This window comes from Serratia sp. LS-1 (genome assembly GCF_003719595.1).
Classification (GTDB): Bacteria; Pseudomonadota; Gammaproteobacteria; order Enterobacterales; family Enterobacteriaceae; genus Serratia; species Serratia ureilytica.
Map to the genome: position 1 here is coordinate 3,745,988 of NZ_CP033504.1, position 21,982 is coordinate 3,767,969.

19 protein-coding genes are annotated in these 21,982 nt (G+C 62.0%); 10 read left to right on the plus strand and 9 right to left on the minus strand.

Going from position 1 to position 21,982, the window contains the following annotated elements; all coding sequences use genetic code 11:
- The first annotated feature begins 18 nt into the window (after positions 1 to 18).
- Positions 19 to 1,062 (plus strand): LacI family DNA-binding transcriptional regulator, encoded by a 1,044-nt coding sequence (locus EDY99_RS17855; protein ID WP_123061971.1) that lies wholly within the window; start codon positions 19 to 21, stop codon positions 1,060 to 1,062.
- Positions 1,063 to 1,117: 55 nt separating this feature from the next.
- Here EDY99_RS17855 and exbD read toward each other — a convergent pair whose 3' ends face one another.
- Positions 1,118 to 1,540, minus strand: a complete 423-nt coding sequence (gene exbD, locus EDY99_RS17860) for a TonB system transport protein ExbD (protein ID WP_004937307.1) — start codon at positions 1,538 to 1,540, stop codon at positions 1,118 to 1,120.
- Positions 1,541 to 1,543: 3 nt separating this feature from the next.
- Entirely contained in the window at positions 1,544 to 2,521 is a 978-nt protein-coding gene (gene exbB / locus EDY99_RS17865; protein WP_080273417.1) for a tol-pal system-associated acyl-CoA thioesterase, read from the minus strand.
- 430 nt (positions 2,522 to 2,951) lie between these two features.
- On the opposite strand from exbB, the gene metC reads away from it, so the two are divergent.
- Both metC and EDY99_RS17875 read left to right on the plus strand, forming a co-directional pair.
- A complete protein-coding gene (metC, locus tag EDY99_RS17870; protein ID WP_123061972.1) occupies positions 2,952 to 4,148 on the plus strand; it encodes a cystathionine beta-lyase in 1,197 nt (398 codons plus the stop codon).
- Positions 4,149 to 4,293: 145 nt separating this feature from the next.
- Entirely contained in the window at positions 4,294 to 4,956 is a 663-nt protein-coding gene (locus EDY99_RS17875) for a DedA family protein (RefSeq protein WP_033644630.1), read from the plus strand.
- A gap of 10 nt (positions 4,957 to 4,966) precedes the next feature.
- Here the strand turns inward: EDY99_RS17875 and EDY99_RS17880 are convergent, their stop codons facing one another.
- Complete coding sequence (locus tag EDY99_RS17880) at positions 4,967 to 5,887, minus strand: LysR family transcriptional regulator (RefSeq protein ID WP_101453682.1); 921 nt, start codon at positions 5,885 to 5,887, stop codon at positions 4,967 to 4,969.
- A 107-nt stretch (positions 5,888 to 5,994) separates the two neighbouring features.
- Between EDY99_RS17880 and EDY99_RS17885 the strand changes: the two genes are divergently transcribed.
- On the plus strand, positions 5,995 to 7,023 hold the full coding sequence (locus EDY99_RS17885; protein WP_122016826.1) for an NAD(P)-dependent alcohol dehydrogenase: 1,029 nt from the start codon (positions 5,995 to 5,997) through the stop codon (positions 7,021 to 7,023).
- Between the two features lie 19 nt (positions 7,024 to 7,042).
- On the opposite strand, the gene EDY99_RS17890 is transcribed toward EDY99_RS17885, so the two are convergent.
- Positions 7,043 to 7,930, minus strand: a complete 888-nt coding sequence (locus tag EDY99_RS17890) for an AraC family transcriptional regulator (RefSeq protein ID WP_202396379.1) — start codon at positions 7,928 to 7,930, stop codon at positions 7,043 to 7,045.
- Positions 7,931 to 8,156: 226 nt separating this feature from the next.
- On the opposite strand from EDY99_RS17890, the gene yqhD reads away from it, so the two are divergent.
- The 3 genes from yqhD (at position 8,157) to EDY99_RS17905 (ending at position 11,179) form a co-directional block, all read left to right on the plus strand.
- Positions 8,157 to 9,320: an alcohol dehydrogenase gene (gene yqhD, locus EDY99_RS17895; protein WP_099784121.1), complete on the plus strand. Its 1,164-nt coding sequence runs from the start codon at positions 8,157 to 8,159 to the stop codon at positions 9,318 to 9,320.
- A gap of 287 nt (positions 9,321 to 9,607) precedes the next feature.
- Positions 9,608 to 10,432: a 2,5-didehydrogluconate reductase DkgA gene (gene dkgA, locus EDY99_RS17900; protein ID WP_046687817.1), complete on the plus strand. Its 825-nt coding sequence runs from the start codon at positions 9,608 to 9,610 to the stop codon at positions 10,430 to 10,432.
- A 141-nt stretch (positions 10,433 to 10,573) separates the two neighbouring features.
- Positions 10,574 to 11,179 (plus strand): transglycosylase SLT domain-containing protein, encoded by a 606-nt coding sequence (locus EDY99_RS17905; protein ID WP_033644624.1) that lies wholly within the window; start codon positions 10,574 to 10,576, stop codon positions 11,177 to 11,179.
- 62 nt (positions 11,180 to 11,241) lie between these two features.
- Here the strand turns inward: EDY99_RS17905 and EDY99_RS17910 are convergent, their stop codons facing one another.
- Together EDY99_RS17910 and EDY99_RS17915 are read right to left on the minus strand one after the other, a co-directional pair.
- Positions 11,242 to 13,410 (minus strand): YgiQ family radical SAM protein, encoded by a 2,169-nt coding sequence (locus EDY99_RS17910; RefSeq protein ID WP_033651302.1) that lies wholly within the window; start codon positions 13,408 to 13,410, stop codon positions 11,242 to 11,244.
- 80 nt (positions 13,411 to 13,490) lie between these two features.
- Positions 13,491 to 14,225, minus strand: a complete 735-nt coding sequence (locus EDY99_RS17915; RefSeq protein WP_033644622.1) for a GntR family transcriptional regulator — start codon at positions 14,223 to 14,225, stop codon at positions 13,491 to 13,493.
- 659 nt (positions 14,226 to 14,884) lie between these two features.
- Between EDY99_RS17915 and EDY99_RS17920 the strand changes: the two genes are divergently transcribed.
- Together EDY99_RS17920 and EDY99_RS17925 are read left to right on the plus strand one after the other, a co-directional pair.
- A complete protein-coding gene (locus EDY99_RS17920; RefSeq protein WP_060660237.1) occupies positions 14,885 to 16,282 on the plus strand; it encodes a cytosine permease in 1,398 nt (465 codons plus the stop codon).
- Entirely contained in the window at positions 16,279 to 17,211 is a 933-nt protein-coding gene (locus EDY99_RS17925) for a PfkB family carbohydrate kinase (protein ID WP_033644619.1), read from the plus strand. Before EDY99_RS17920 ends, EDY99_RS17925 begins: the two co-directional genes overlap by 4 nt.
- A 34-nt stretch (positions 17,212 to 17,245) precedes the next feature.
- On the opposite strand, the gene EDY99_RS17930 is transcribed toward EDY99_RS17925, so the two are convergent.
- Both EDY99_RS17930 and xapA read right to left on the minus strand, forming a co-directional pair.
- On the minus strand, positions 17,246 to 18,496 hold the full coding sequence (locus EDY99_RS17930; RefSeq protein WP_089192639.1) for a nucleoside permease: 1,251 nt from the start codon (positions 18,494 to 18,496) through the stop codon (positions 17,246 to 17,248).
- A gap of 81 nt (positions 18,497 to 18,577) precedes the next feature.
- The gene (gene xapA, locus EDY99_RS17935; RefSeq protein WP_042785389.1) at positions 18,578 to 19,399 is read right to left on the minus strand and encodes a xanthosine phosphorylase; all 822 of its coding nucleotides are present in this window, start codon (positions 19,397 to 19,399) and stop codon (positions 18,578 to 18,580) included.
- A 136-nt stretch (positions 19,400 to 19,535) separates the two neighbouring features.
- Between xapA and EDY99_RS17940 the strand changes: the two genes are divergently transcribed.
- Complete coding sequence (locus EDY99_RS17940; protein WP_122016829.1) at positions 19,536 to 20,447, plus strand: LysR family transcriptional regulator; 912 nt, start codon at positions 19,536 to 19,538, stop codon at positions 20,445 to 20,447.
- 17 nt (positions 20,448 to 20,464) lie between these two features.
- On the opposite strand, the gene ftsP is transcribed toward EDY99_RS17940, so the two are convergent.
- Positions 20,465 to 21,880: a cell division protein FtsP gene (gene ftsP / locus EDY99_RS17945; RefSeq protein WP_033644615.1), complete on the minus strand. Its 1,416-nt coding sequence runs from the start codon at positions 21,878 to 21,880 to the stop codon at positions 20,465 to 20,467.
- Positions 21,881 to 21,982 lie beyond the last annotated feature (102 nt).

Here is a 21,982-nt window from a genome sequence, read left to right on the forward strand (position 1 = left end):
ATCCTCCGATGACTTCAGATGGCGTCAGTGAAAAAAAATAAACGCATTACCATCAGTGACATCGCCACGCTGGCCGGGGTGTCGAAATCGACCGCCAGCCTGGTGCTGAACGGCCGCAGCAAGGAATATCGGGTGTCCGACGACACCCGCGATCGCATTCTGGCGCTGGCGCACGAGCACCATTATCAGCCCAGCATCCACGCCCGCTCCCTGCGCTCCAACCGCAGCCACACGCTGGGGCTGGTGGTGCCGGAGATGACCAACTACGGCTTTGCGGTGATTTCACGCGAGCTGGAAACGCTGTGCCGCGAAGCTGGCCTGCAGCTGTTGATCGCCTGCACCGATGAAAACCCGGCGCAGGAGATGATGGCGGTGAACAGTCTGGTACAGCGGCAGGTGGACGGCTTGATCGTCGCCTCCAGCCAGTTGAACGACGCAGAATACCAGAAGATCAACGCCGGGCTGCCGGTGGTGCAGATGGATCGCCTGATCGCCGGCTCCGAACTGCCGCTGGTGATCACCGATTCGGTCAATTCGACCGCCGACCTGGTGGAAACGGTCGCGCGCCAACATCCGGATGAGATCTATTTTCTCGGCGGGCAGCCGCGCATTTCGCCGACCCGCGATCGCCTAGCCGGCTTCCAGCTTGGCCTGGAGCGCGCCGGCGTAACGTGCAAACCGGAATGGATCATCAACGGCAACTATCACCCCAGCTCAGGTTACGAGATGTTCGCTCAGCTGTGCGCACAGTTAGGGCGTCCGCCCAAAGCGCTGTTTACCGCCGCCTGCGGCCTGCTGGAAGGCGTATTGCGATATCTGACTCAGCATCAGCTGATGGAGAGCGACATTCACCTGTGCAGCTTCGACGATCACTACCTGTTCGACTGCATGACGCTGAAGATAGACACGGTCGCGCAAGACTGCCTGGCACTGGCGCAACATAGCTTCGACAATGTCACCGCGCTTATCGACGAACGGCCGCTGGAACAGAGCGCGCTTTATCTGCCGGGCCGTATCCACTGGCGTCATGCCGGTTCCCGGGCTTTGTTAGCCGGGGAGTGATATCTCAGAATCAATAAAAAAGGGCGCCTGAGCGCCCTTTATCGTTTTGCTGCCGCTACTTGGCGGCGCCCTCCATGCCCACCAGCCCCACTTTCAGGTAGCCGGCTTTACGCAGGGTGTCCATCACGCTCATCAGCGTTTCATAGTCCACGCTCTTGTCCGCCTGGAAGAAGATGGTGGTTTCTTTGTTAGCCTGGGTGCGTTGATCCAGCACCGAGGTCAGCTGATCGGCATTCACCGGCTGATCGCCGACGTAGAGCTGCTTGTCGGCCTTCACCGACAGGAAGACCGGTTTTTCCGGCCGCGGCTGCGGCTTGGCGGAAGAAGCCGGCAGATCGACGCGGATATCTACCGTTGCCAGCGGCGCGGCCACCATAAAGATGATCAACAGCACCAACATGACGTCGATAAACGGCGTCACGTTGATTTCATGCAGTTCGCCGCTGTCGTCCAGATCTTCATTTAAGCGCATCGCCATGACTCACCCCGCCCGCAGTTGATGTGCGTGCTGTGAGCGCTTGGCTTCCGCCGTTGCGGCCAGATCCAGATCGCGGCCCTGCAACAGCAAGACCTGCGCCGCCACATCGCCTACCTGGGCGCGATGGCCGCTGATGACGCGGGCGAAGATGTTGTAGATCACCACCGCAGGGATCGCCGCCACCAGGCCCATTGCGGTTGCCAGCAGCGCCTCGGCGATGCCCGGCGCCACGACCGCCAGGTTGGTGGTCTGCGAATGGGCGATGCCGATGAAGCTGTTCATGATGCCCCATACGGTACCGAACAGGCCGACGAACGGCGAGATGGCGCCGATGGTGGCCAGAAAGCCGTTGCCGCGGCCCATGTTGCGGCTGTAGGCCGCCACGCGGCGCTCGAGGCGGAAACCGGTGCGTTCTTTGATGCCGTTGTTGTCGTTGGATTCCGCAGACAGCTCCAGCTCATTTTGCGCATCGTTCAGCAGCACCGCACTGACACTCTCCGCGGAGAAGTTTTGCGCCAGCTCGGAAGCTTCATCCAGCGAGCGCGCTTCGGCCAGCGCCAGCTGCTCGCGGCGCAGACGGCGCTTGGCGCGCAGCAGTTCGCTGCCTTTAGCGAACAAAATGGTCCAGGTCACGATAGACGCCAGCACCAGGCCGATCATCACCGCTTTCACCACCGCGTCGGCGTGCTGGTACATGCCCCAAATGGACAGGTCCATGCCGCGGGTTTCCGGTGGCTGGATCGTCGGTGCCGGGTTCACCGGCGTGATGCTTTCCGGCGCAGCGGCTGCTGGTGCAGGCGCGGTGGTCGGCGCAACGCTTTCGGTAACGGCCGGATTGGCCGCCGGCGCTGCCTGCGCGCTGCCGGCCAGCCCCACAACCAGCACCATAGAAGCCATCAGGCTGCGGCCAAAGGCCTTGCCCCACTGCGCCCGGCCCTGGCCGAACGATCCTTGATTTAAATTCTTGCCAGCCGTTTTCACGCTGTGCCTCCACCCATTACCGATCAAAATTAAGGAATAATTCAGCGTGCGATCATATCAAACCAACCGGGGATTGATAGTAGTTCTCATTATTATTTACCAAATAAACGAGAAAATTTTAGACACCTCCGCAACCAAACGCCAATCTACGCCCGTTCACCGCTAAAAGCCCCTTTTATAGGGCGATTTCGTTACTTTTCTCCCACAACGGCGCAACAACGCCACGCTGCCGAACGGCGTCTCGACCGATGAATGGGCTTCTCTCTGGCCGCTCGGCAGAAGGATGACGCGAAAAATGCGCGGGCGGCAGCCAATTATAGCCGTTTCTATATCCAGAAGTTAAAACGTCTGGATGGCTATAATAACTCATGCTAACGTAAGGGCTATCGCAAACGGGCAGTGCAGAGCAACCAGAGGTGAGCCAGGTACCATGACGTCAAAACACATCGAAACCACGCTGATCGGCGCCGGCCGCGGCAAACGCTACACCCAGGGCTCCGTCAACCCCGTGACTCAACGCGCCTCTTCCCTGGTCTTCGACTCCGTCGCTGCCAAAAAACACGCCACCGCGCAACGCGCCCACGGCGAGCTGTTTTACGGCCGACGCGGCACCCTGACCCACTTCGCCCTGCAGGATGCGATGGTGGAGCTGGAGGGCGGCGCCGGCTGCGTGCTGTACCCCTGCGGCGCGGCGGCGGTGGCCAATGCGATCCTGTCGTTCGTCGGCGCCGGCGATCACTTGCTTGTCACTGGTTCGGCGTACGAACCGACCCAGGATTTCTGCACCCATATCCTCGGCCGCATGAACGTCAGCACCACTTATTTCGATCCGCTGATCGGCGCCGATATCGCCACGTTGATCCAACCCAACACCCGCGTGGTGTTCCTGGAATCCCCCGGCTCCATCACCCTGGAAGTGCAGGACATTCCGGCGATGGTGCAGGCCATTCGCGCCGTGGCGCCGGAGGTGGTGATCATGATCGACAATACCTGGGCGGCGGGCGTGCTGTTCAAGGCGTTGGATTTCGACATCGATATCTCCATTCAGGCCGGCACCAAATACCTGATCGGCCATTCCGATTACATGCTCGGCACCGCCGTCGCCAACGCGCGCTGTTGGGATCAACTGCGCGAGTACTCCTATCTGATGGGGCAGATGGTGGATGCCGACACCGCCTACATGGCGAGCCGCGGCCTGCGTACCCTGAGCGTGCGCCTGAAGCAGCACGAACGCAGCAGCATTGAGGTCGCCAACTGGCTGGCCGAACGGCCGGAGGTGGCGACGGTCAATCACCCGGCCCTGCCCAGTTGCAAAGGCCACGCGTTCTATCGCCGCGACTTCAGCGGCTGCAACGGGCTGTTCTCCTTCGTGCTGAAAGAGCGGCTGGATGAGGCGCAGCTGGCCGCTTACCTGGACAACTTCAGCCACTTCAGCATGGCCTACTCCTGGGGCGGCTTCGAGTCGCTGATCCTGGCCAATCAGCCGGAAGAACTGGAAGCGATCCGCCCGGCGGGCGGCGTCGATTTTTCCGGCACGCTGGTGCGGTTGCATATCGGTCTGGAGAACGTCGAAGACCTGATCGCCGATCTGGCGGCCGGCTTCGATCGCCTCAACGGCGTGCGCTAAGGCGGATTCCGGTAATTTTCTTCGTCTCGTTTAATGTCGGCTTAAGCTATTAGCGGTACACTAACCGGGTAACTGTCAGATACGGTAACCGCCGCATCCTGGAGAACGTGACCCCGGGCGCAACCGGCATGCAACAGGACATAAAATGGATGTATTACGAGAGATTATTCATGCGCTTTGGCAGCAGGACTTCATCGCCCTCGCCGATCCCAGCGTGATTTGGGTGGTTTACGCCGTACTTTTCACCACCTTGTTTTTGGAAAACGGACTGCTGCCCGCCTCCTTCCTCCCCGGTGATAGCCTGCTGTTGCTGTCGGGCGCGCTGATCGCCAAAGGCGTGATGGGCTTTGCCCCCACCCTGTTGATTCTGACCGCCGCCGCCGGTCTCGGCTGCTGGCTGAGCTATATCCAGGGCCGCTGGCTGGGCCACACCAGCCTGGTGAAAGGCTGGCTGCTGCAACTGCCGGCGCAATACCATCAGCGCGCGCATAACCTGTTCAACCGCCACGGGCTGACGGCGCTGCTGATCGGCCGCTTCCTCGGCTTCGTGCGCACGCTGCTGCCGACCATGGCCGGCATTTCCGGGCTCAACAGCTCGCGCTTCCAGGTTTTCAACTGGCTGAGCGCAGCGATCTGGGTCTGCGCGCTGGTCGGCCTCGGCTACGCTTTCAGCCAAATTCCGCTGGTGAAACGCCACGAAAGCCAGGTGATGACCGGCCTGATGCTGCTGCCGCTGCTGCTGCTGTTCGTCGGCCTGCTCGGCGCCATGCTGGTGGTCTGGCGTAAAAAACGCGCCTCCTCTTCCTGATCCCGGCGCGCTACAGCGCTTTCTCGACCAACGCCAGGCGAGGCGGCAACTTGCTCACCAGCGTATCCACCGCCAGCCGCACCTTCAGCGGCAGGTGAGGCGTGTGCGGCCACACCGCATGCGCTTCAAAGGCGGCGCCGGGCCGATCGCGCAGCAGGCGCACCAGCGCCCCGCTCAACAGCTGCTCACGCACCAGCCAACACGGCAGCCAGGCGATGCCGAACCCGGCCGTCGCCGCATCCGCAATCGCCTGCAAATCGTCCATCTGCAATCGGTTATTCGGCATCACTTCCTGCGGCTCGCCGTTCTCGTCCAGCACCCGCCAGCTGCGCCGCGCGCCGGCGCGCATATAGGTCACCGCCTCGTGCTGAGCCAGTTGCTCAATGCTGTGCGGTTCGCCGCACCGCTGCAGATAGGCCGGCGAGGCGCACAGCGTCATGCGGTGATCGCCGATGCGCCGCGCCACCAGCCCATTGCTGTTGGCCAGCGTGCCGTTGCGGATCGCCATATCGAAACCGTCCTCAATCAGATCCACCACCCGATCGCTGAACGACAGCTCCAGCTCCAGGCCGGGATGCTCACGCGTCAGCCCGGTCAGCAGCGGCGCGATGCACATGCGGCCAAACAACACCGGCATCGATACCCGCAGCCGGCCACTGACCTGCCGCTTGCCCGACTCCAGCAGCGTTTCCGCGCCGCGGATCTCCTCCAGCGCCCGCAGGCAACGCTCATAGAACAACGCGCCGTCGTCGGTCAGGCTCTGGCTGCGGGTGGTGCGATGAAACAGCCGCACGCCCAGCCGCTGTTCCAGCCGGGCGATCGTTTTCCCCACCGCCGAGCGCGACAGGTGCAGCCGACTGGCCGCCAACGCAAAACTGCCCGCCTCCACGGCGGTGACGAATACCGAAATACCGCTCAATCGATCGCTCATGGTTTGTCGCTCTAAAAGAAACAATCTGCGGAAATCTTATCGCCACTGGCGAACCTTCATCAACGATATTATCGACAGGTCGTTAATCGCAGACTTTGGAGAACATCATGACCGACACGATGCAACGCTGGACGATGGACGCCCTGGGGCGTGAACACCTGCAGCTGACCACCGACGCGATCCCGCAGCCGGGGCCGCGCGAGATCAGAGTGAAAGTGAAGGCGGTAGCGCTCAACTACCGCGACAAAATGATGATTGAAAGCGGCATGGGGCTGACGCTGCCGCAGTCGTTCACCCCCGCCTCGGACATGGCCGGCGAGGTCGACGCCGTCGGGCCCGGCGTCAGCCGTTTCCAACCCGGCGCCCGGGTCATTTCTACCTTCAGCCCCGGCTGGATCGACGGCCGGCAAAAACCGTACGGCAATGCGCGCCAGGTGCCTTACCACACCCTTGGCGGCTTCTATCAGGGCGTGCTGGCGGAATACGTGATTTTGCATGAAGACTGGTTGGTGGCGGCGCCGGCGTCGCTGGACGACGTGCAGGCCAGCACCCTGCCTTGCGCCGGGCTGACCGCCTGGTTCGCGCTGGTGGAACAGGGCAAACTGCATGCCGGCGAGACGGTGCTGGTGCAAGGCACCGGCGGCGTGGCGCTGTTCGCGCTGCAGATCGCCAAAGCCCACGGCGCGGAGGTCTATGTCACCTCCGGCAGCGATGAAAAGCTGGCGCGAGCCCTGGCATTGGGCGCCAATCATGGCATCAACCGGCTGGACGGCGATTGGGTGGAGGCGATTTATGCGCTGACGCAGGATCGCGGCATCGACCATGTGATCGATACCGTCGGCGGCCCGAATTTGGGCAACTCGGTGCACGCTGTGGCGGTGGGCGGCCGCATCTCAGTGATCGGCGTGCTGGCGGGCGCCGAGATCTCCGCCCCCGCCGGCCTGCTGCTGCTGAAATCGGCGGAGATCCAGGGCATCGGCGTCGGCCACCGCCGCGCGCTGGAAGATCTGGTGCGCGCCGTGGACGCCGTCAATCTGCAGCCGGTGATCGACCAGGTATACCGGCTCGATCAACTGCCGCAGGCGTTGGATCACCTCGATCGCGGCCCGTTCGGCAAGATCGTGCTAACCCCATAGCCCGCCGCCCGGCGGCGGCTCACCCCTCCAGCATCAGCGGATTGGCGTCGCGCAGCCGGGCGACTTCATCCCCCGGCGTGACGCCAAACAGGCGTTTGAATTCACGGCTGAACTGCGACGCGCTCTCGTAGCCAACGCGGATCGCCGCGGTACTGGCCTTCAGGCCGTCATGCACCATCAGCAAACGCGCCTTGTGCAGCCGGTACGACTTCACGTACTGCAGCGGCGAGGTGTTGGTCACCGCCTTGAAGTTATGGTGAAACGCCGACACGCTCATGTTGACCTCACCGGCCAACTGCTCGACGTTGAGACTCTCGGCATACTGATTTTCTATGCGCCGCAGCGCCTTGGCGATCTGACTGAAATGGGTATGACGGTTGACCAGCTCCTGCAGCGACGCGCCGCAGGCGCCGCGCAGCACGTAGTAGAGGATCTCGCGCACAATCTGCGGCCCCAACACCCGAGCGTCGAGCGGCTTGGCCATCACGTCCAGCAGGCGTTCGGTGGCGCACAACAGCTCTTCCGTCAGCTCGGCCAGGTTTACGCCGTTGCTCTCCGCGCGCGGCTGCATCAGGTAGTCGTCGTCGCCGATGTCGATCAGCAAGTCCTGCAGCATTTGGGTATCGATATTGACCGCCAATCCAACCAGCGGCAGCTCCGGGCTGGCGAAGGTTTCGCACTCGAACGGCAGCGGCACCGTCATCAGCAGGTAGTTGCGCGGATCGTACTGGAACACCTTGTTGCCGCAATAGCCGACCTTGTGCCCCTGAAAGATGATGACGATCCCCGGTTCGTACATCACCGGCTGGCGCGGGCAGTGGCGATCGACATACAGGATCTTCACCCGCGGCACCGGTGACGGCGTATAGCCGTTGCCGGTGGCGATAGCCATCGCCTGGCGCGCCATGCGGCTGCGCAGCGCATCGATTTCAATCACGGAAACACCCTCTTACAGTCAGAACGATTCGGCATAAATCATAATTTAAAACTCTCTATTTCTACAGTCAGCTGTAGAAATAGGCAAGAACCAAACAGGAATGTGCATTGTGCGTTACCGCCAGGTTGCTGACAATACGGGCCAGAAACCTTTGCGCCGCTTTGGCGCCCGCCTGACAGAAAGAGAGAAATCAACCATGCAAAACTTCATTCTGCATACCCCAACCAAAATCCTGTTCGGCAAGCAGCAAATCGCCGAAATGGCCGGCCAGATCCCGGCGGACGCGCGCATTCTGATCACCTACGGTGGCGGCAGCGTGAAGAAAAACGGCGTGCTCGACCAGGTGTATAGCGCGCTGGCCGGCCGCGACGTGCGGGAATTCTCCGGCATCGAACCTAACCCGACCTACGAAACCCTGATAAAAGCGGTCGAGGTGGTGAAAGCGGAAAACATCGATTTCCTGCTGGCGGTCGGCGGCGGTTCGGTGGTTGACGGCACCAAGTTCATCGCCGCCGCGGCCCGTTATACGGCCGACAGCGATGCCTGGCATATTCTGCAGACCGTCGGCAGCCACATCACTGACGCGGTGCCGATGGGCTGCGTGCTGACGCTGCCGGCCACCGGTTCAGAATCCAACAGCGGCGCGGTGATCACCCGGAAGAGCAGCGGCGACAAGCAGCACTTCTTCTCACCGCTGGTGCAGCCGCGCTTCGCCGTGCTGGATCCGGTGGTGACCTACTCGCTGCCGCCGCGCCAGGTAGCCAACGGCGTGGTCGACGCCTTCGTACACACCCTGGAACAGTATCTGACCTACCCGGTCGACGCCAAGGTGCAGGATCGCTTCGCCGAAGGCCTGCTGTTGACCCTGCTGGAAGACGGCCCGCGCGCGCTGGCCGAGCCGGAGAACTATGCGGTGCGCGCCAACGTGATGTGGAGCGCCACCATGGCGCTGAACGGCCTGATCGGCGCCGGCGTGCCGCAGGACTGGGCGACCCACATGCTGGGTCATGAGCTGACCGCCATGCACGACCTCGACCACGCGCAAACGCTGGCCATCGTGCTGCCGGCGCTGCTGCACGAGAAGAAAGCGCAGAAACGCGAAAAGCTGCTGCAGTACGCTGAACGCGTCTGGGGCCTGCGCGAAGGCAGCGAAGACAGCCGAATCGACGACGCGATCGCCGCCACCCGCGCCTTCTTCGAGCAGATGGGCGTGCCGACCCGCATGGCGGATTATCAGCTCGACGGCAGCAGCATTCCCGCGCTGCTCGACAAGCTGCAGCAGCACGGCATGACCGCCCTGGGCGAGCATCAGGACATCACCCTGGACGTCAGCCGCCGCATTTATGAAGCGGCGCGTTAATCGCAAAACGGCGATTTTTTGCTAGGCTTTAGTCTCCGCCAGCCATTTTTCGCCGCATCCTGCGCCCGGCCGATCGCCGGGCGCAGTCGGGCGCCTCAGCGCGCCGCCGCTCGTTTCGTACCCTTCGTCTTACCGCTCATTCGCAGGGAGAGCGGGGAGAAAATCGCCCTCCCGCCACCGCTGAAATTAGGCTGGCAAACCCGGCAACCGCCCATTTTGCCAACTAGAATTTATCTATAGCCGTTTCGGTGCCGCAGGCGCCGCAATCCGTACACAAGGAGATGCGCATGACAACGCAACAACCCATCATCAAACTCCACGATGGTAATCTGATGCCGCAGTTGGGTCTCGGCGTTTGGCAGGCGAGTATTGAAGAGACCACCCACGCGGTCAGCAAAGCGCTGGAGATCGGTTACCGCTCCATCGACACCGCCGCGATCTACAAGAACGAGGAAGGCGTCGGCGCCGCGCTGCAGTCCAGCGCGCTGCCGCGCAGCGACCTGTTCATCACCACCAAACTGTGGAACGACGATCAGGGCGATCCGCTGGCGGCGCTGGAAACCAGTCTGGAAAAGCTCAAGCTGGACTACGTGGATCTGTATCTGATCCACTGGCCGCGCCCGCAGCAGGATCAATACGTCTCCGCCTGGCGCGAACTGATCAAACTGCGCGAACAAGGTCTGGTGAAAAGCATCGGCGTGTGCAACTTCCATACGCCGCACCTGCAGCGTCTGTTGGATGAAACCAACGTGGCGCCGGTCGTCAACCAGATCGAGCTGCACCCGTTGCTGCAACAGCGCCAGCTGCGCGCCTGGAACGCCACGCACCATATCGCCACCGAATCCTGGAGCCCGCTGGCGCAGGGTGGTGAAGGGGTATTCGACCAGCCGCTGATCAAGGCGCTGGCCGAGAAATACGAGAAGACTCCGGCGCAGATCGTGGTGCGCTGGCACCTGGACAGCGGCCTTATCGTGATCCCGAAATCGGTCACGCCGTCGCGCATCCGCGAAAACTTCGAGGTGTTTGATTTCAAACTCGATAAGGACGAACTGGGCGAGATCGCCAAGCTGGACGTCGGCAACCGCCTGGGGCCGGATCCGGATACCCTGTAACCCCCTCAAGCCCTCTCCCGCCGGAGGGGGCTTTTCCTTCCCGCACATTGCTCCTTTGCGCCGCCTGACGTTATGATGACGACGCCGGAGGCTCCGGCCACCGGTTAACGCCGTTAAAAAAACAGACAAGCACGGAGCACCATGAAATTCTCTTTCTCACACGGGTCACGGCTGGGCATGCTTTGCATCATGCTGGTGCTGGCGGGTTGCGCCGGCAAGAAACAGCGCGTCAGCTACGATCGCCACGCCTTCGATAGCGCCATTCAAGACGCCGCCAGCGAATACGGCGTGGACGCCAAGCTGATCACCGCCATGATCCAGGTGGAGTCCGGCTTCAACCCTTCCGCAGTGAGCAGATCCAATGCGATCGGTCTGATGCAGCTGAAAGCCGATACCGCCGGCTGCGACGCCTACCGCTACAAAGGCAAACGCGGCTGCCCGGACGACGATGACCTGCGGGATCCCGACACCAATATCGATCTCGGCGCCGCCTATCTGGCCACCTTGCAAAAACAACAGCTTAAAGGGATCGCCAATCCCGTCACGCTGCGCTACGCCACCATCATCGCCTACGTCAACGGTACCGGGGCGCTGCTGCGCACCTTCTCCAGCAACCGCCAGCAGGCGATCGCGATGATTAACAACCTGTCGCCGGAAGCCTTTAACTGGCACGTGCGCAAATACCATCCCGCCCCGCAGGCGCCGCGCCATTTGATGAAAGTGGAAGCCGCTTACGAACGGTTGTAATTAGCCAAAGTAAAAAGGAGAACCCGAGGGTTCTCCTTTTTGTTTGCGCGCGGGCCTCGTCGTTACGGCTTGGCCTTGCGAATCGGTTTGCGCGGCGGCCGGTTGGACGGCGTGCGCTGCCGATTGATGTCGGTATGCTTGGTCAACGCCGGTCGGGTGTGGCGCTGCAGCCGTTTCGCTTCGCGCTGCTCGTCGATGCTCGGCGCCGGTACCAGACACTCGCGGCGGCTGCCGATCAGGTGCTTCAGCCCCATCTCTTCCAGCGCGGTGCGGATCAGCGCCCAGTTGGCCGGATCGTGGTAACGCAGCAGCGCCTTATGCAGGCGACGCTGGCGCTCGCCGCGCGGCACCACCACGTCTTCACTCTTGTACCCCACCTTGCTCAGCGGGTTTTTGCCGCTGTAATACATGGTGGTGGAGTTGGCCATCGGCGAAGGATAGAAGTTCTGCACCTGATCGAGGCGGAAACGGTTCTTCTTCAGCCACAGCGCCAGGTTCACCATATCTTCATCGCGGGTGCCCGGGTGCGAAGAGATGAAGTACGGGATCAGGTACTGCTCTTTGCCCGCCTGCTTCGAATAGTGATCAAACAGCTGTTTGAAGCGATCGTAGCTGCCCATGCCCGGTTTCATCATTTTCGACAGCGGGCCTTCTTCGGTGTGCTCCGGCGCGATCTTCAGGTAGCCGCCGACGTGGTGGGTCGCCAGTTCCTTGATATAGCGCGGATCTTCCACCGCCAGATCGTAACGTACCCCGGAGGCGATCAGGATCTTCTTGATGCCCTCCAGCGAACGCGCGCGGCGGTAAAGCTTGATGGTCGGCTCGTGGTTGGTATCCATATAAGTGCAGATCTCCGGATACACGCACGAGGCGCGGCGGCAGGTCTGCTCGGCGCGCGGGTTGGTGCAGCGCAGCATGTACATGTTGGCGGTCGGGCCACCCAGATCGGAGATCACGCCGGTAAAGCCCGGCACTTTGTCGCGGATCTCTTCGATTTCGCGAACGATCGAATCTTCCGAACGGCTCTGGATGATGCGCCCTTCGTGCTCGGTGATCGAACAGAACGAACAGCCGCCGTAGCAACCGCGCATGATGTTCACCGAGAAGCGGATCATGTCGTAGGCAGGAATGCGTTCCTGACCGTAGGACGGGTGCGGCACGCGCTGGTAAGGCAGGGCGAAGACGCTGTCCATCTCCGGCGTGGTCAGCGGGATCGCCGGCGGGTTGATCCACACGTAGCGATCGCCGTGTTTTTGCATCAGCGCGCGGGCGCAGCCGGGGTTGGTTTCATGGTGCAAAATGCGCGAGGTGTGCGCATACAGCACCTTGTCGCCCTTCACTTTCTCGAAGGACGGCAGCAGCACGTAGGTCTTCTCCCACGGCTTCGGTTTGGCGGCGCGCACCGTGACAGGCTTGGCTTCCGGCTCCTTCGGTTTGGCGCCGTCGGCGCACGGCAGATCCTCGCCGTACGGGTTCGGGATAGGTTCGATGCGGCCCGGCTTGTCGAGGCGGGTGGAATCCACGCCGCTCCAGCCCGGCAGCGCTTCTTTACGCATCACCGCGGTATTGCGAATATCGTGGATATCGCCGATCTTCTCGCCGGCGGCCAGACGGTGCGCCACTTCCACCAGCGGGCGTTCGCCGTTGCCGTAGATCAGCATGTCGGCTTTGGAGTCCACCAGCACCGAGCGGCGCACGGTATCCGACCAATAGTCGTAGTGGGCGATGCGACGCAGGCTGGCTTCAATGCCGCCCAGCACGATCGGCACGTCTTTATAGGCTTCTTTGCAGCGCTGGCTGTAAACCAGGGTGGCGCGATCCGGGCGCTTGCCACCGACGTTGCCGGCGGTGTAGGCGTCGTCGTGGCGCAGTTTGCGATCGGCGGTATAGCGGTTGATCATCGAATCCATGTTGCCGGCGGTGATGCCGAAGAACAGATTCGGTTTCCCCAACCGCATGAAGTCTTCTTTGTTGCTCCAATCCGGCTGCGCGATGATGCCGACGCGGAAGCCCTGCGCTTCCAGCATGCGGCCGATGATCGCCATGCCGAAGCTCGGGTGATCGACATAGGCGTCGCCGCTGATGATGATCACGTCGCAGCTGTCCCAGCCCAGTTGATCCATCTCTGCTCGCGACATCGGTAAAAACGGCGCGGTGCCATAACATTCCGCCCAATAAGGCTTATAAGAAAACAGTTCACGATCGGGTTGGATCAGGCTGGTGGTGCTCATTCTGCTGCTCTTTTTACAGGTTAATTAATCGCCGGGCGGCGATTATACGCACTAGTGGCAAAAAGAGCATGGTTATTTCGCTAACCATTCACCTCGAATTCATAAACGTCGCTGCGGCACAAGATATCGCTGAACTCCAGCGCCTCGCCCCGGGCGTTGCGGCTGGTTTGGATGATGTGCAACAACGGCGCGCCGCACGGTACGTTGAGCAGCTCGGCGACCTCGCCGCTGCAGGACACCGCCTTCAACAAAAAGTGTTTATCTTCAGGCACGATGCCGCGCGATTGCCATAACGCATACAGCGAATGCTCCAGCTGCGCCGGTTCAGGCAGGAAGCGCAGCGGAATATAGGTGGTTTCCAGCGAGACCGGGCTGCCGTTCAGCAAGCGTAAACGCCGCAGTTTGACCACCTCATCCCCTTCCGCGATCCCCAGCGCCGCCGCGGCCTTGGCCGGCGCGCCGACCCGTGCGCGCAGCAGCCATCGGTTGCTGACGCTGCTGCCGTGACGCAGCGCCTGAGCGGTAAAACCGCTGTCCTTATCGAGGGAATAGCCGATACGCATCGCCACGCGGGTGCCAACGCCCTGCTGCCGCGAAATCAGCCCCTTCTCCTCCAGCAGTTTCATCGCCTTGCTGACGGTGACGCGCGACAGCGCCAAACCTTCCGCCATGTGTCGCTCCGGCGGCAGAAATGCCTCCGCCGCCAGCACCTGCTGCCTGATCGCGGTTTCTATCGCCGTCGCCAGCTGAATATAGCGCGGCGCCGCCGCCCCCTGCGCCAGATGTTCACGCAGCCAGGCCATAAAATCCGTCATTCGCCCGCCCTCTTGTTCCGCCCTATGCCCAAACTTCGCTTTCTCCTATCGCCGATCCGGCGATAAAGCCTCTCACCATAACTAAAATATTGCTAATGTTTTCAGAGGGACATCACAATTTTTATTCAATGGACTTTCATTGGATCTAGATCGCGCGTAATCTGTGCTTATTGATGTTGAAACATCAATAGCACCAACACTAGGGATCCACCTTTAAAACAACTAAAAATCCGCTGCCGACCAGACAGGACGCACCTGATGGTCAGGCAGCGGGCATACACTGTCCGCATCCCGTTCGCTGAAGCGGATGGGCGACCCTTTGGGATGAATTGCCTGCTTCTCGCCGTACCCGATGGGTCACGTTGCCCAAGACGCCACTACAAATGACAAATAATAAGCAACGGTGCTAATGGATAGCTTGCTCACGGCTCATCATCCCCTCGCGCGATCCCCCTTGCGCCGGGTGAAACGGACTGATGCCTGCAAATAAAAACGTTCTCTCTCTTCCAAACTCCGCTGCAGACCCACTCTTTGTCTACACTCATTGGCGCCGTGCGGTCGGCAAGCCTCATCCGAGGCGGCGGCCGCAGCGCCAACAAAATCGCTTTTCAGTTAACTGCGGCGGCCCTCAAGGCCCTGCGCAACAGGGAACAATTGCTATGACCGATATCAATCGCAATGAAGCATGGAAGGTAGAGAGCACCGGTATCGACCGGGTGCCGGATGCGGAACAGACCGGGCGGCCCATCGAGCTGTTTTGGATCTGGTCGGCAGCCAATATCGGCATTCTCGGCGTGGTGTATGGCGCCATCATCGTCGGCTTCGGCTTATCCTTCCTGCAATCGGTGCTCGCCGCCTTGTTCGGCGTCGCCAGCTTCGTGCTGGTTGGCCTCACCAGCTTCGCCGGCAAGCGCGGGCGCACCTCTACGCTGACGCTGTCGCGAGTGATTTTCGGGCTGAAGGGCAACGTGGCGCCTACCCTGTTCAGTTGGATCAATCTGATGGGCTGGGAAGCGGTCAACGTGATCACCGGCACCCTGACGCTGGCGGCGCTGTTCGAGGCCTTCGGGCTGGGGGCCAGCCATCTGCTGACCGCGCTCAGCCTGTTGCTGTTCGCCGGGCTCACTATCGTCGTCAGCCTGCTGGGGCAGAATACCGTAGTCTGGATGCAAAGCTGGTTCAGCCGCATCTTCGGCACCATGACGCTGATCGTGGTGCTCTATATCCTGTTCAACACCGAGTGGAGCCAGGTGCTGGCGCTGCCTTCCGGCAGCTGGCTGACCGGCTTCCTGCCGGCGGTCTCGGTGATCGCCGCCGGTACCGGCATCAGTTGGGCGATCGCCGGCGCCGATTACAGCCGCTATCAAAGCCCGAATTCGTCGAGCAAAAGCATTTTCGCCGCGGTGATGGGCGGCGCCTGTTTGCCGCTGATGCTGCTGATGCTGGCCGGCATTCTGCTTTCCGTGCAGCTGCCCGATCTGGCCAACGCCGCCAATCCCATCGCGCTGATAGGCTCAGTGCTGCCCGCCTGGATGGCGATCCCTTATCTGCTGGCCGCCACCGCCGGCATCGTCACCATCGCGGTGCTCAGCCTGTATTCCGCCAGCCTTAACCTGCTGACCATCGGCGTGCAGGTCAAACAGTGGTTGGCGGTATCGATCGACGCCGTGGTGGTGCTGGGTATCGCCCTGTATGTGCTGTTCATCTCCGGCGATTTTATGGGGCCGTTCATCTCCTTCCTGGTGTTCTGCGGGGTGTTCCTGGCGGCCTGGGAGGCGATTTTCCTGCTCGATTACCTGTGCCTGCGCCGCCACCACGGGTATGATGGCAACGCTTTGTACGGCCTGCATGGCCAGAACCGCGGCGTGCGCAAAGCCCCGCTGTTCTGCTGGTTCCTCGGCGCCCTGTGCGGCCTGCTGGTCACCAAAACCGGTTTTATCGACGGCCCGCTGGCTAAAGGCTTGTTTGCCGACTCCAGTCTGGGGCTGTTTGTGTCGTTTGCGGTTAGTCTGATCGCTTACGGTCTGTACCTGACCCAACGCAGAGAACATCAATGAATGAATGGGAAGCTGTAACGCCTGTCCTGGTGATAGGGGGCGCGGTCGGCGATCTGGTGATGACGCTGCCGCGCCTGCCGACCAGCGGCGAAGATATCGAAGCCCAGCCGCAGGCGCGGCAAATCGGCGGTTGCGCGTTCAACGTGGCGCGCGCGCTGACGCGCCTTGAAGTGCCGGTGATCAACGGTATGCCGGTCGGCAACGGCGAATGGGGCGCGGCGATCGAAGCCGCCATGGGCGAACTGGGGCTGGAGGTGCTGTTGCGCCACGGCCAGATGGACAATGGCTGGTGCCTGGCGCTGGTGGAGCCGAACGGCGAACGCACCTTCATCACGGTTTCCGGTTGCGAAAGCCAATGGAATAAAGCGCAGCTGGCCACGCTGCCGCTGACGGAACACACCCTGATCTACGCCAGCGGCTACGAGCTGGCGGGCGAAAACGGCGAAGCGCTGCGCGAGTGGCTGACGCGCATGCCGTTCGACCAACCGCGTCTGATCGATCCCGGCCCGCGCATCGCCCAGCTCAGCGAAGATTTCTTCGCCATGCTCAGCGACAGCCACACCCTGCTGACGCTCAACCGCGACGAAGTGGCCGCGCTGTGCGGCGCCGGCGACGCCGTGGATGCCGCGCAGCGCTATGCCGCCGCCCGTAACCTGACGCTGATCTGCCGCCTGGATCGCGACGGCGCCTGGATCTGTGACGGCCGCACGCCGCCGCTGCACGTTCCCGCCTATCCGGTGGACGTCATCGATACCATCGGCGCGGGCGATGCCCACTGCGCCGGTTTGCTGGCGGGGCTGTCCGCCGGCTGGCCGCTGCCGCGGGCGGTCGATCTGGCCAACCGGGTCGCCGCCTGCGTGGTGGCCAGCCTCGGCGCCGCCAATCCGCCGGACCGGCATCAACTGCAACAACGCTTCCCGCAGGCCTGACGTTTCAGGGCGCCGCCATCCAGCGCCCTCAGCCTTACTGCGCCGCCGCCGCACTCTCCTGCGGCGAGTGGCGATAGTTGAAGCTCAACGCGAACACAATCCCCAGCACCAGCGTATACAGCGCAAACACCAGCCAGATGCTCTGCCAGTCTTTCACGCCGTCACGGCTGAAGAAATCCACCACTTCGCCGCTGGCGAGTGCCCCCACATAGGCGCCCAGACCGTTGACCATGGTCATGAACAGCCCCTGCGCGCTGGCGCGGATGCGGTGATCGGCCTCCTTCTCGACGAAAATGGCGCCGGAAATATTAAAGAAGTCGAACGCGCAACCGTAAACGATCATCGACAACAGCAGCAGCACGAAACCAAAACCGACCGGCGTGCCGTAGGCCAGGAACAGAAAACGCAGCGTCCAGGCCGCCATGCTGATCAGCATCACCTGCTTGATGCCGTAACGGCGCAGGAAAAAGGGAATGGTGAGGATAAAGAACACTTCAGAGATCTGCGAAAGCGACAGCAGCACCGCCGGATACCGGACGCTGAGGCTGTCCTGATATAGCGGATTGAGCGACAGATCGTGCAGGAACGGGTTGCCGAAGGTGTTGGTTATCTGCAGCGCCGCGCCGAGCAACATGGCGAACAGGAAAAACAGCGCCATGCGCCGCTGGCGAAACAGCACCAGCGCATCCAGCCCCAGCACGCTCACCCAGCGCTTCGACTCGGCCGCGCGGTTGGTCGGGCAGCGCGGCAGCGTCAGCGAATAGGCGGACAGCAGCAGCGACGCCGCAGAAGCCAGATACAGCTGCAGATTACTGAGCTCGATTTGGCTGAAACCGACCAGCCACATTGCCAGAATGAATCCCACGGTGCCGTACACCCGCACCGGCGGAAAGTCCTTTACCGTGTCAAAGCCGTGCTTCTCCAGGCAAAAATAGGAAATGGCGTTGGAGAGCGCGATGGTCGGCATATAGACCATGGCGTTGAACAGCATCACCCAGAACATCAGCATCGGTTGCTCAACCTGCGCCGCACAGTACAGCGCCAACGCCCCGAGCAGGTGGCAAAGCGCATACAGGTAGTTGGCCCTCATCCAACGGTCGGCGATGATGCCCGCCAGGCCCGGCATGATCAGCGCCGCGATCCCCTTGGCGCTGTAAACCATTCCCACCTGCATGCCGCTGAAATGCAGCGTGTTGATCATATAGGAGCCCAGCGTCACCAGCCAGGCACCCCAGATAAAGAACTGCAGGAAAATCATCACCTTCAATCGTGTTTTTATCGCCATCGCCATCACCTTGTTATTATGCTTTCAACGATGATTGGTGCGGCGGGCCCCCAGCAGCCCGCCGCCGGTTTGCTTACGGTGTCACAGCGTTTTGAACAGCTCGCGGATCAGACGCATGAAATCGTCCGCCGCCAGCGCCGCGCAGCTGAGCGTTTGTTCGTGAGAAAGAGGCGTATCCGACAGCCCTTCGGCGTAGTTGGTCATCGCGGACACCACCAGCACCTTGAGGCCGCAGTGGCGCGCCGTCAGGACTTCCGGCACGATCGACATGCCCACGACGTCGCAGCCAAGGGTCTGCATCATGCGGATCTCCGCCGGCGTTTCGAAGTTCGGCCCGGTGTAAGCGGCGAACACCCCTTCCGCCAGCGGGATGCCCGCGCTTTCGGCCACCGCCGCCAGTTGGGCGCGCAGATCGCGATCGTAGGCGTTCGCCAGGCTGAAGAAGCGCGGCCCGAAGCGCTCGTCGTTGGCACCGACCAGCGGCGATTCCGGCATGAAATTGATATGATCGGTAATGGCCACCAGGCTGCCCGGCGCTACCGAGCGGCGCAGCGAACCGGCGGCGTTGGTCGCCAACAGGAATTCGCAGCCCAGCAGTTTGAAGGTGCGCACTGCGGTGGTCATCACCTGCATGCCGCGCCCTTCATAGAAGTGGCCGCGCCCTTTCATGCACACGACCGGCACGCCCTCCAGCTTGCCGGCGACCAGTTGCCCGGCGTGGCCGGCGACGCCGCTCACCGGGAAGCCCGGCAGCGCCGCGTAATCGAGGGTGACGGTTTCAGTCATCACCTCCGCCAGAGCGCCGAGCCCAGAGCCGAGAATCAAGGCCGCTTTCGGCTGAAAACCCGGCAGACGTGCGCGGACAACATCGGCGCAGATAAAAGCATCTTCTTGATTAAACATCGTATTCTCTCTTTAAGCGGGGGACAATAAGCCCCATAGTAGAGAGCGAGGCGCGGCCGAGACCAATACATTCTTGGCGGCCGATTTATTCCATTTATCTATAAGTTGAGCTGCGTCACAGGAGGCGATACCCCGGATGAACCCGCCCCATGCCCTGCCCGATCCCGGTCGGATTAACTTCCGCCTACTGCACTATTTCCGCGTGGTGGCGGAAGAGATGAATTTCACTCAGGCGGCGCGGCGGTTGAATATGTCACAGCCGCCGCTCAGCAAGCACATCAAGGAACTGGAGAGCCAGCTCGGCGTGGTACTGTTCAAACGCACCACTCGCTCCATGACGCTGACGCCGGCTGGCCGCACGCTGCTGCGCAACGTCGAGCGGCTGCTGGATCAGGCCGACAGCGCGCTGCATCAGGTGCAACAAATGGGGCGCGGCGAAGGCGGCCACATGGTGGTCGGCATGGTCGGCACCTCGGCCTGGGGCGGGCTGATCGCGGCGCTGCGGCGATTCAGCGAGCAGAGCGTCGGCGCTACCTGGTCGTTGAATGAGCTGACGCCCAGCCAGCAAATCACCGCGCTGCAAAAGCGGCATATCGATATCGGGGTCTGGCGAGAGGCGCAGCAACAGACGCTGCCGGGGTTGACCTGCCAACGGTTGGCGCGCGAAAGCATCGCCGTGGTGCTGCCGCTCGATCATCCGCTGGCGCAGCAGGAGAATATCCCGCTGGCGGCGCTGCAAAACAACAGCTTCATCGTGCTGCCGCCGCATGAGGCCAGCCTGGGGCTGTATCTGCACAATCTGTGTCTGCAGCAGGGATTTTTGCCGGACGTCGCTTATCAGGTCAATGAACCGCAAACCCTGCTGGCGCTGGTGGCGGAAGGCTGCGGCATTACGCTGCTGCCGGACAGCTACGGCCGCATCCCGTGGCCCGGCGTGCGGTTTTGCTCGCTGCAGCAGGCGCCCCCGGCGGATCTGTATGCGGTATACCGTACCGACAGCGTCACGCCGGTGGTGCAGGCTTTTTTGGCGATGCTGCGGGCGCCCTAAGCGGCCCGCAGAGCGGGTTACATCGTCGGCTGCACCATCAGCTGGCCGGCGGTGCCGCGATCGGCCATCTCCAGCGTCTGGCTGTAATACAGGAACGGGAAGTGTTCGGAGGTGGATTGGTTGAAATACACCAGCAGCTCGACGTCGCCATCGACCCAGACGGTATCCTTCCAGCCGCGATCTTCCGCCATCGGCTGCGCGCCGTTGACGCGTTTAATCAGGAACTGCACGCCCTGAATATGGAACGACTGCGGCGTATCCGCATGAATGTTCCAGCGTTCCCAGGTGCCTTGCTGCGCCTGTACGTCGATGCGGTTCATGTCCCAAATTGCGCCGTTGATGCCGACGCCGCCGTCGCCCAGGCGGAAATCGCGGGTGCGGCTGGCGCTGCCGTCCAACAGCTGATCCGCCAGCAGGCGCATCGGCAGGTTGTCGGTCACCAGCGGCAGCAGGCCGGTCGGGCGCAGCGTCAGCACCTGGGTGGACACCAGAATGCTCGACGGCTCGAACAGGCCGCGCAGGCGATCCATGATGCCCGCCGCTTCACCGGCGGTGATGGTCACCTCGTCGCCCTTCGACATGTCGATCAGCACTTCCCGGCGCTCGCCCGGCGCCAACGACAGCTGCTGCACCGCAACCGGCGCAGGCAGGAAGCCCTGATCGCTGGCGATCACGTTGAACGGCCGCCCGTCGCTGAGCTGCAGGGTATAACGCCGCGCGTTGGAGGCGTTGAGCAAACGCAAACGCACCCAGCCGCGCGACACGTCGACATACGGGTTTTGCACGCCGTTGACCAACAGCGTATCGCCGACGAAGCCGCCCTGCGACGGCGCATCGTATTGCGGCGTGCCGAAGTTATCGAAGCGTTTGTCCTGAATGATCAGCGGGAAATCGTCGACGCCGTAGTGGTTGGGCAGCGGCAGCGCTTTGCTGACGGCATCCTCCACCAGCCACAATCCGGCCAGCCCGTTATACACATGCGGCGCCATGCGGTTTGGCGTGTTGGCGTGGTACCAGCAGGTAGCCGCCGCCTGACGAATGGGCAGCACCGGCGACCAGTCGACGTTGGGCGACATCATGCGCGGCGCGCCGCCCATCAGCGTGCCCGGCACCTGCAGACCGCTGATGGTCATCGCCACCGGCTCCTGCAGGCGGTTGCTGTAGATCAGTTTGACGTCGTCGCCGCTGTAAACCCGCACCGTCGGCCCCAGGTACATGCCGTTGATGCCCCACACCGCCGCTTTGCGGTTATCCATAAACGCCCAGTGGGCGCGCTGCAAGGTCAGGAACAGCGGCTGACCGCGGCGAGACTCCAGCAGCGGGGGAATGGGTAATGGGGTCTGCGTTCCGCTCGCCTCAGCCCTCAGCGGCACGGCGCCCGCGCACAGCGCCAGGCCCGATGCCTGTAAAAACTGACGTCGACTGAGTGACATATTTTCTCCATGAAAAGCAATAACTAAACCGTGTGCAAAACCCAAACGCCCGCCAATCAAGATTAGCAGGCGCTCAGGCGTTAACGGCGCTGAACGCCAATT

Coding starts and splice junctions, on each gene's coding strand:
- EDY99_RS17855 (WP_123061971.1), top strand. CDS start 19: ATGGCGTCAGTGAAAAAAAATAAACGCATTACCATCAGTGACATCGCC.
- exbD (WP_004937307.1), bottom strand. CDS start 1,540: ATGGCGATGCGCTTAAATGAAGATCTGGACGACAGCGGCGAACTGCAT.
- metC (WP_123061972.1), top strand. CDS start 2,952: ATGACGTCAAAACACATCGAAACCACGCTGATCGGCGCCGGCCGCGGC.
- EDY99_RS17875 (WP_033644630.1), top strand. CDS start 4,294: ATGGATGTATTACGAGAGATTATTCATGCGCTTTGGCAGCAGGACTTC.
- EDY99_RS17880 (WP_101453682.1), bottom strand. CDS start 5,887: ATGAGCGATCGATTGAGCGGTATTTCGGTATTCGTCACCGCCGTGGAG.
- EDY99_RS17885 (WP_122016826.1), top strand. CDS start 5,995: ATGACCGACACGATGCAACGCTGGACGATGGACGCCCTGGGGCGTGAA.
- EDY99_RS17890 (WP_202396379.1), bottom strand. CDS start 7,930: ATGGCGCGCCAGGCGATGGCTATCGCCACCGGCAACGGCTATACGCCG.
- yqhD (WP_099784121.1), top strand. CDS start 8,157: ATGCAAAACTTCATTCTGCATACCCCAACCAAAATCCTGTTCGGCAAG.
- dkgA (WP_046687817.1), top strand. CDS start 9,608: ATGACAACGCAACAACCCATCATCAAACTCCACGATGGTAATCTGATG.
- EDY99_RS17905 (WP_033644624.1), top strand. CDS start 10,574: ATGAAATTCTCTTTCTCACACGGGTCACGGCTGGGCATGCTTTGCATC.
- EDY99_RS17910 (WP_033651302.1), bottom strand. CDS start 13,410: ATGAGCACCACCAGCCTGATCCAACCCGATCGTGAACTGTTTTCTTAT.
- EDY99_RS17915 (WP_033644622.1), bottom strand. CDS start 14,225: ATGACGGATTTTATGGCCTGGCTGCGTGAACATCTGGCGCAGGGGGCG.
- EDY99_RS17920 (WP_060660237.1), top strand. CDS start 14,885: ATGACCGATATCAATCGCAATGAAGCATGGAAGGTAGAGAGCACCGGT.
- EDY99_RS17925 (WP_033644619.1), top strand. CDS start 16,279: ATGAATGAATGGGAAGCTGTAACGCCTGTCCTGGTGATAGGGGGCGCG.
- EDY99_RS17930 (WP_089192639.1), bottom strand. CDS start 18,496: ATGGCGATAAAAACACGATTGAAGGTGATGATTTTCCTGCAGTTCTTT.
- xapA (WP_042785389.1), bottom strand. CDS start 19,399: ATGTTTAATCAAGAAGATGCTTTTATCTGCGCCGATGTTGTCCGCGCA.
- EDY99_RS17940 (WP_122016829.1), top strand. CDS start 19,536: ATGAACCCGCCCCATGCCCTGCCCGATCCCGGTCGGATTAACTTCCGC.
- ftsP (WP_033644615.1), bottom strand. CDS start 21,880: ATGTCACTCAGTCGACGTCAGTTTTTACAGGCATCGGGCCTGGCGCTG.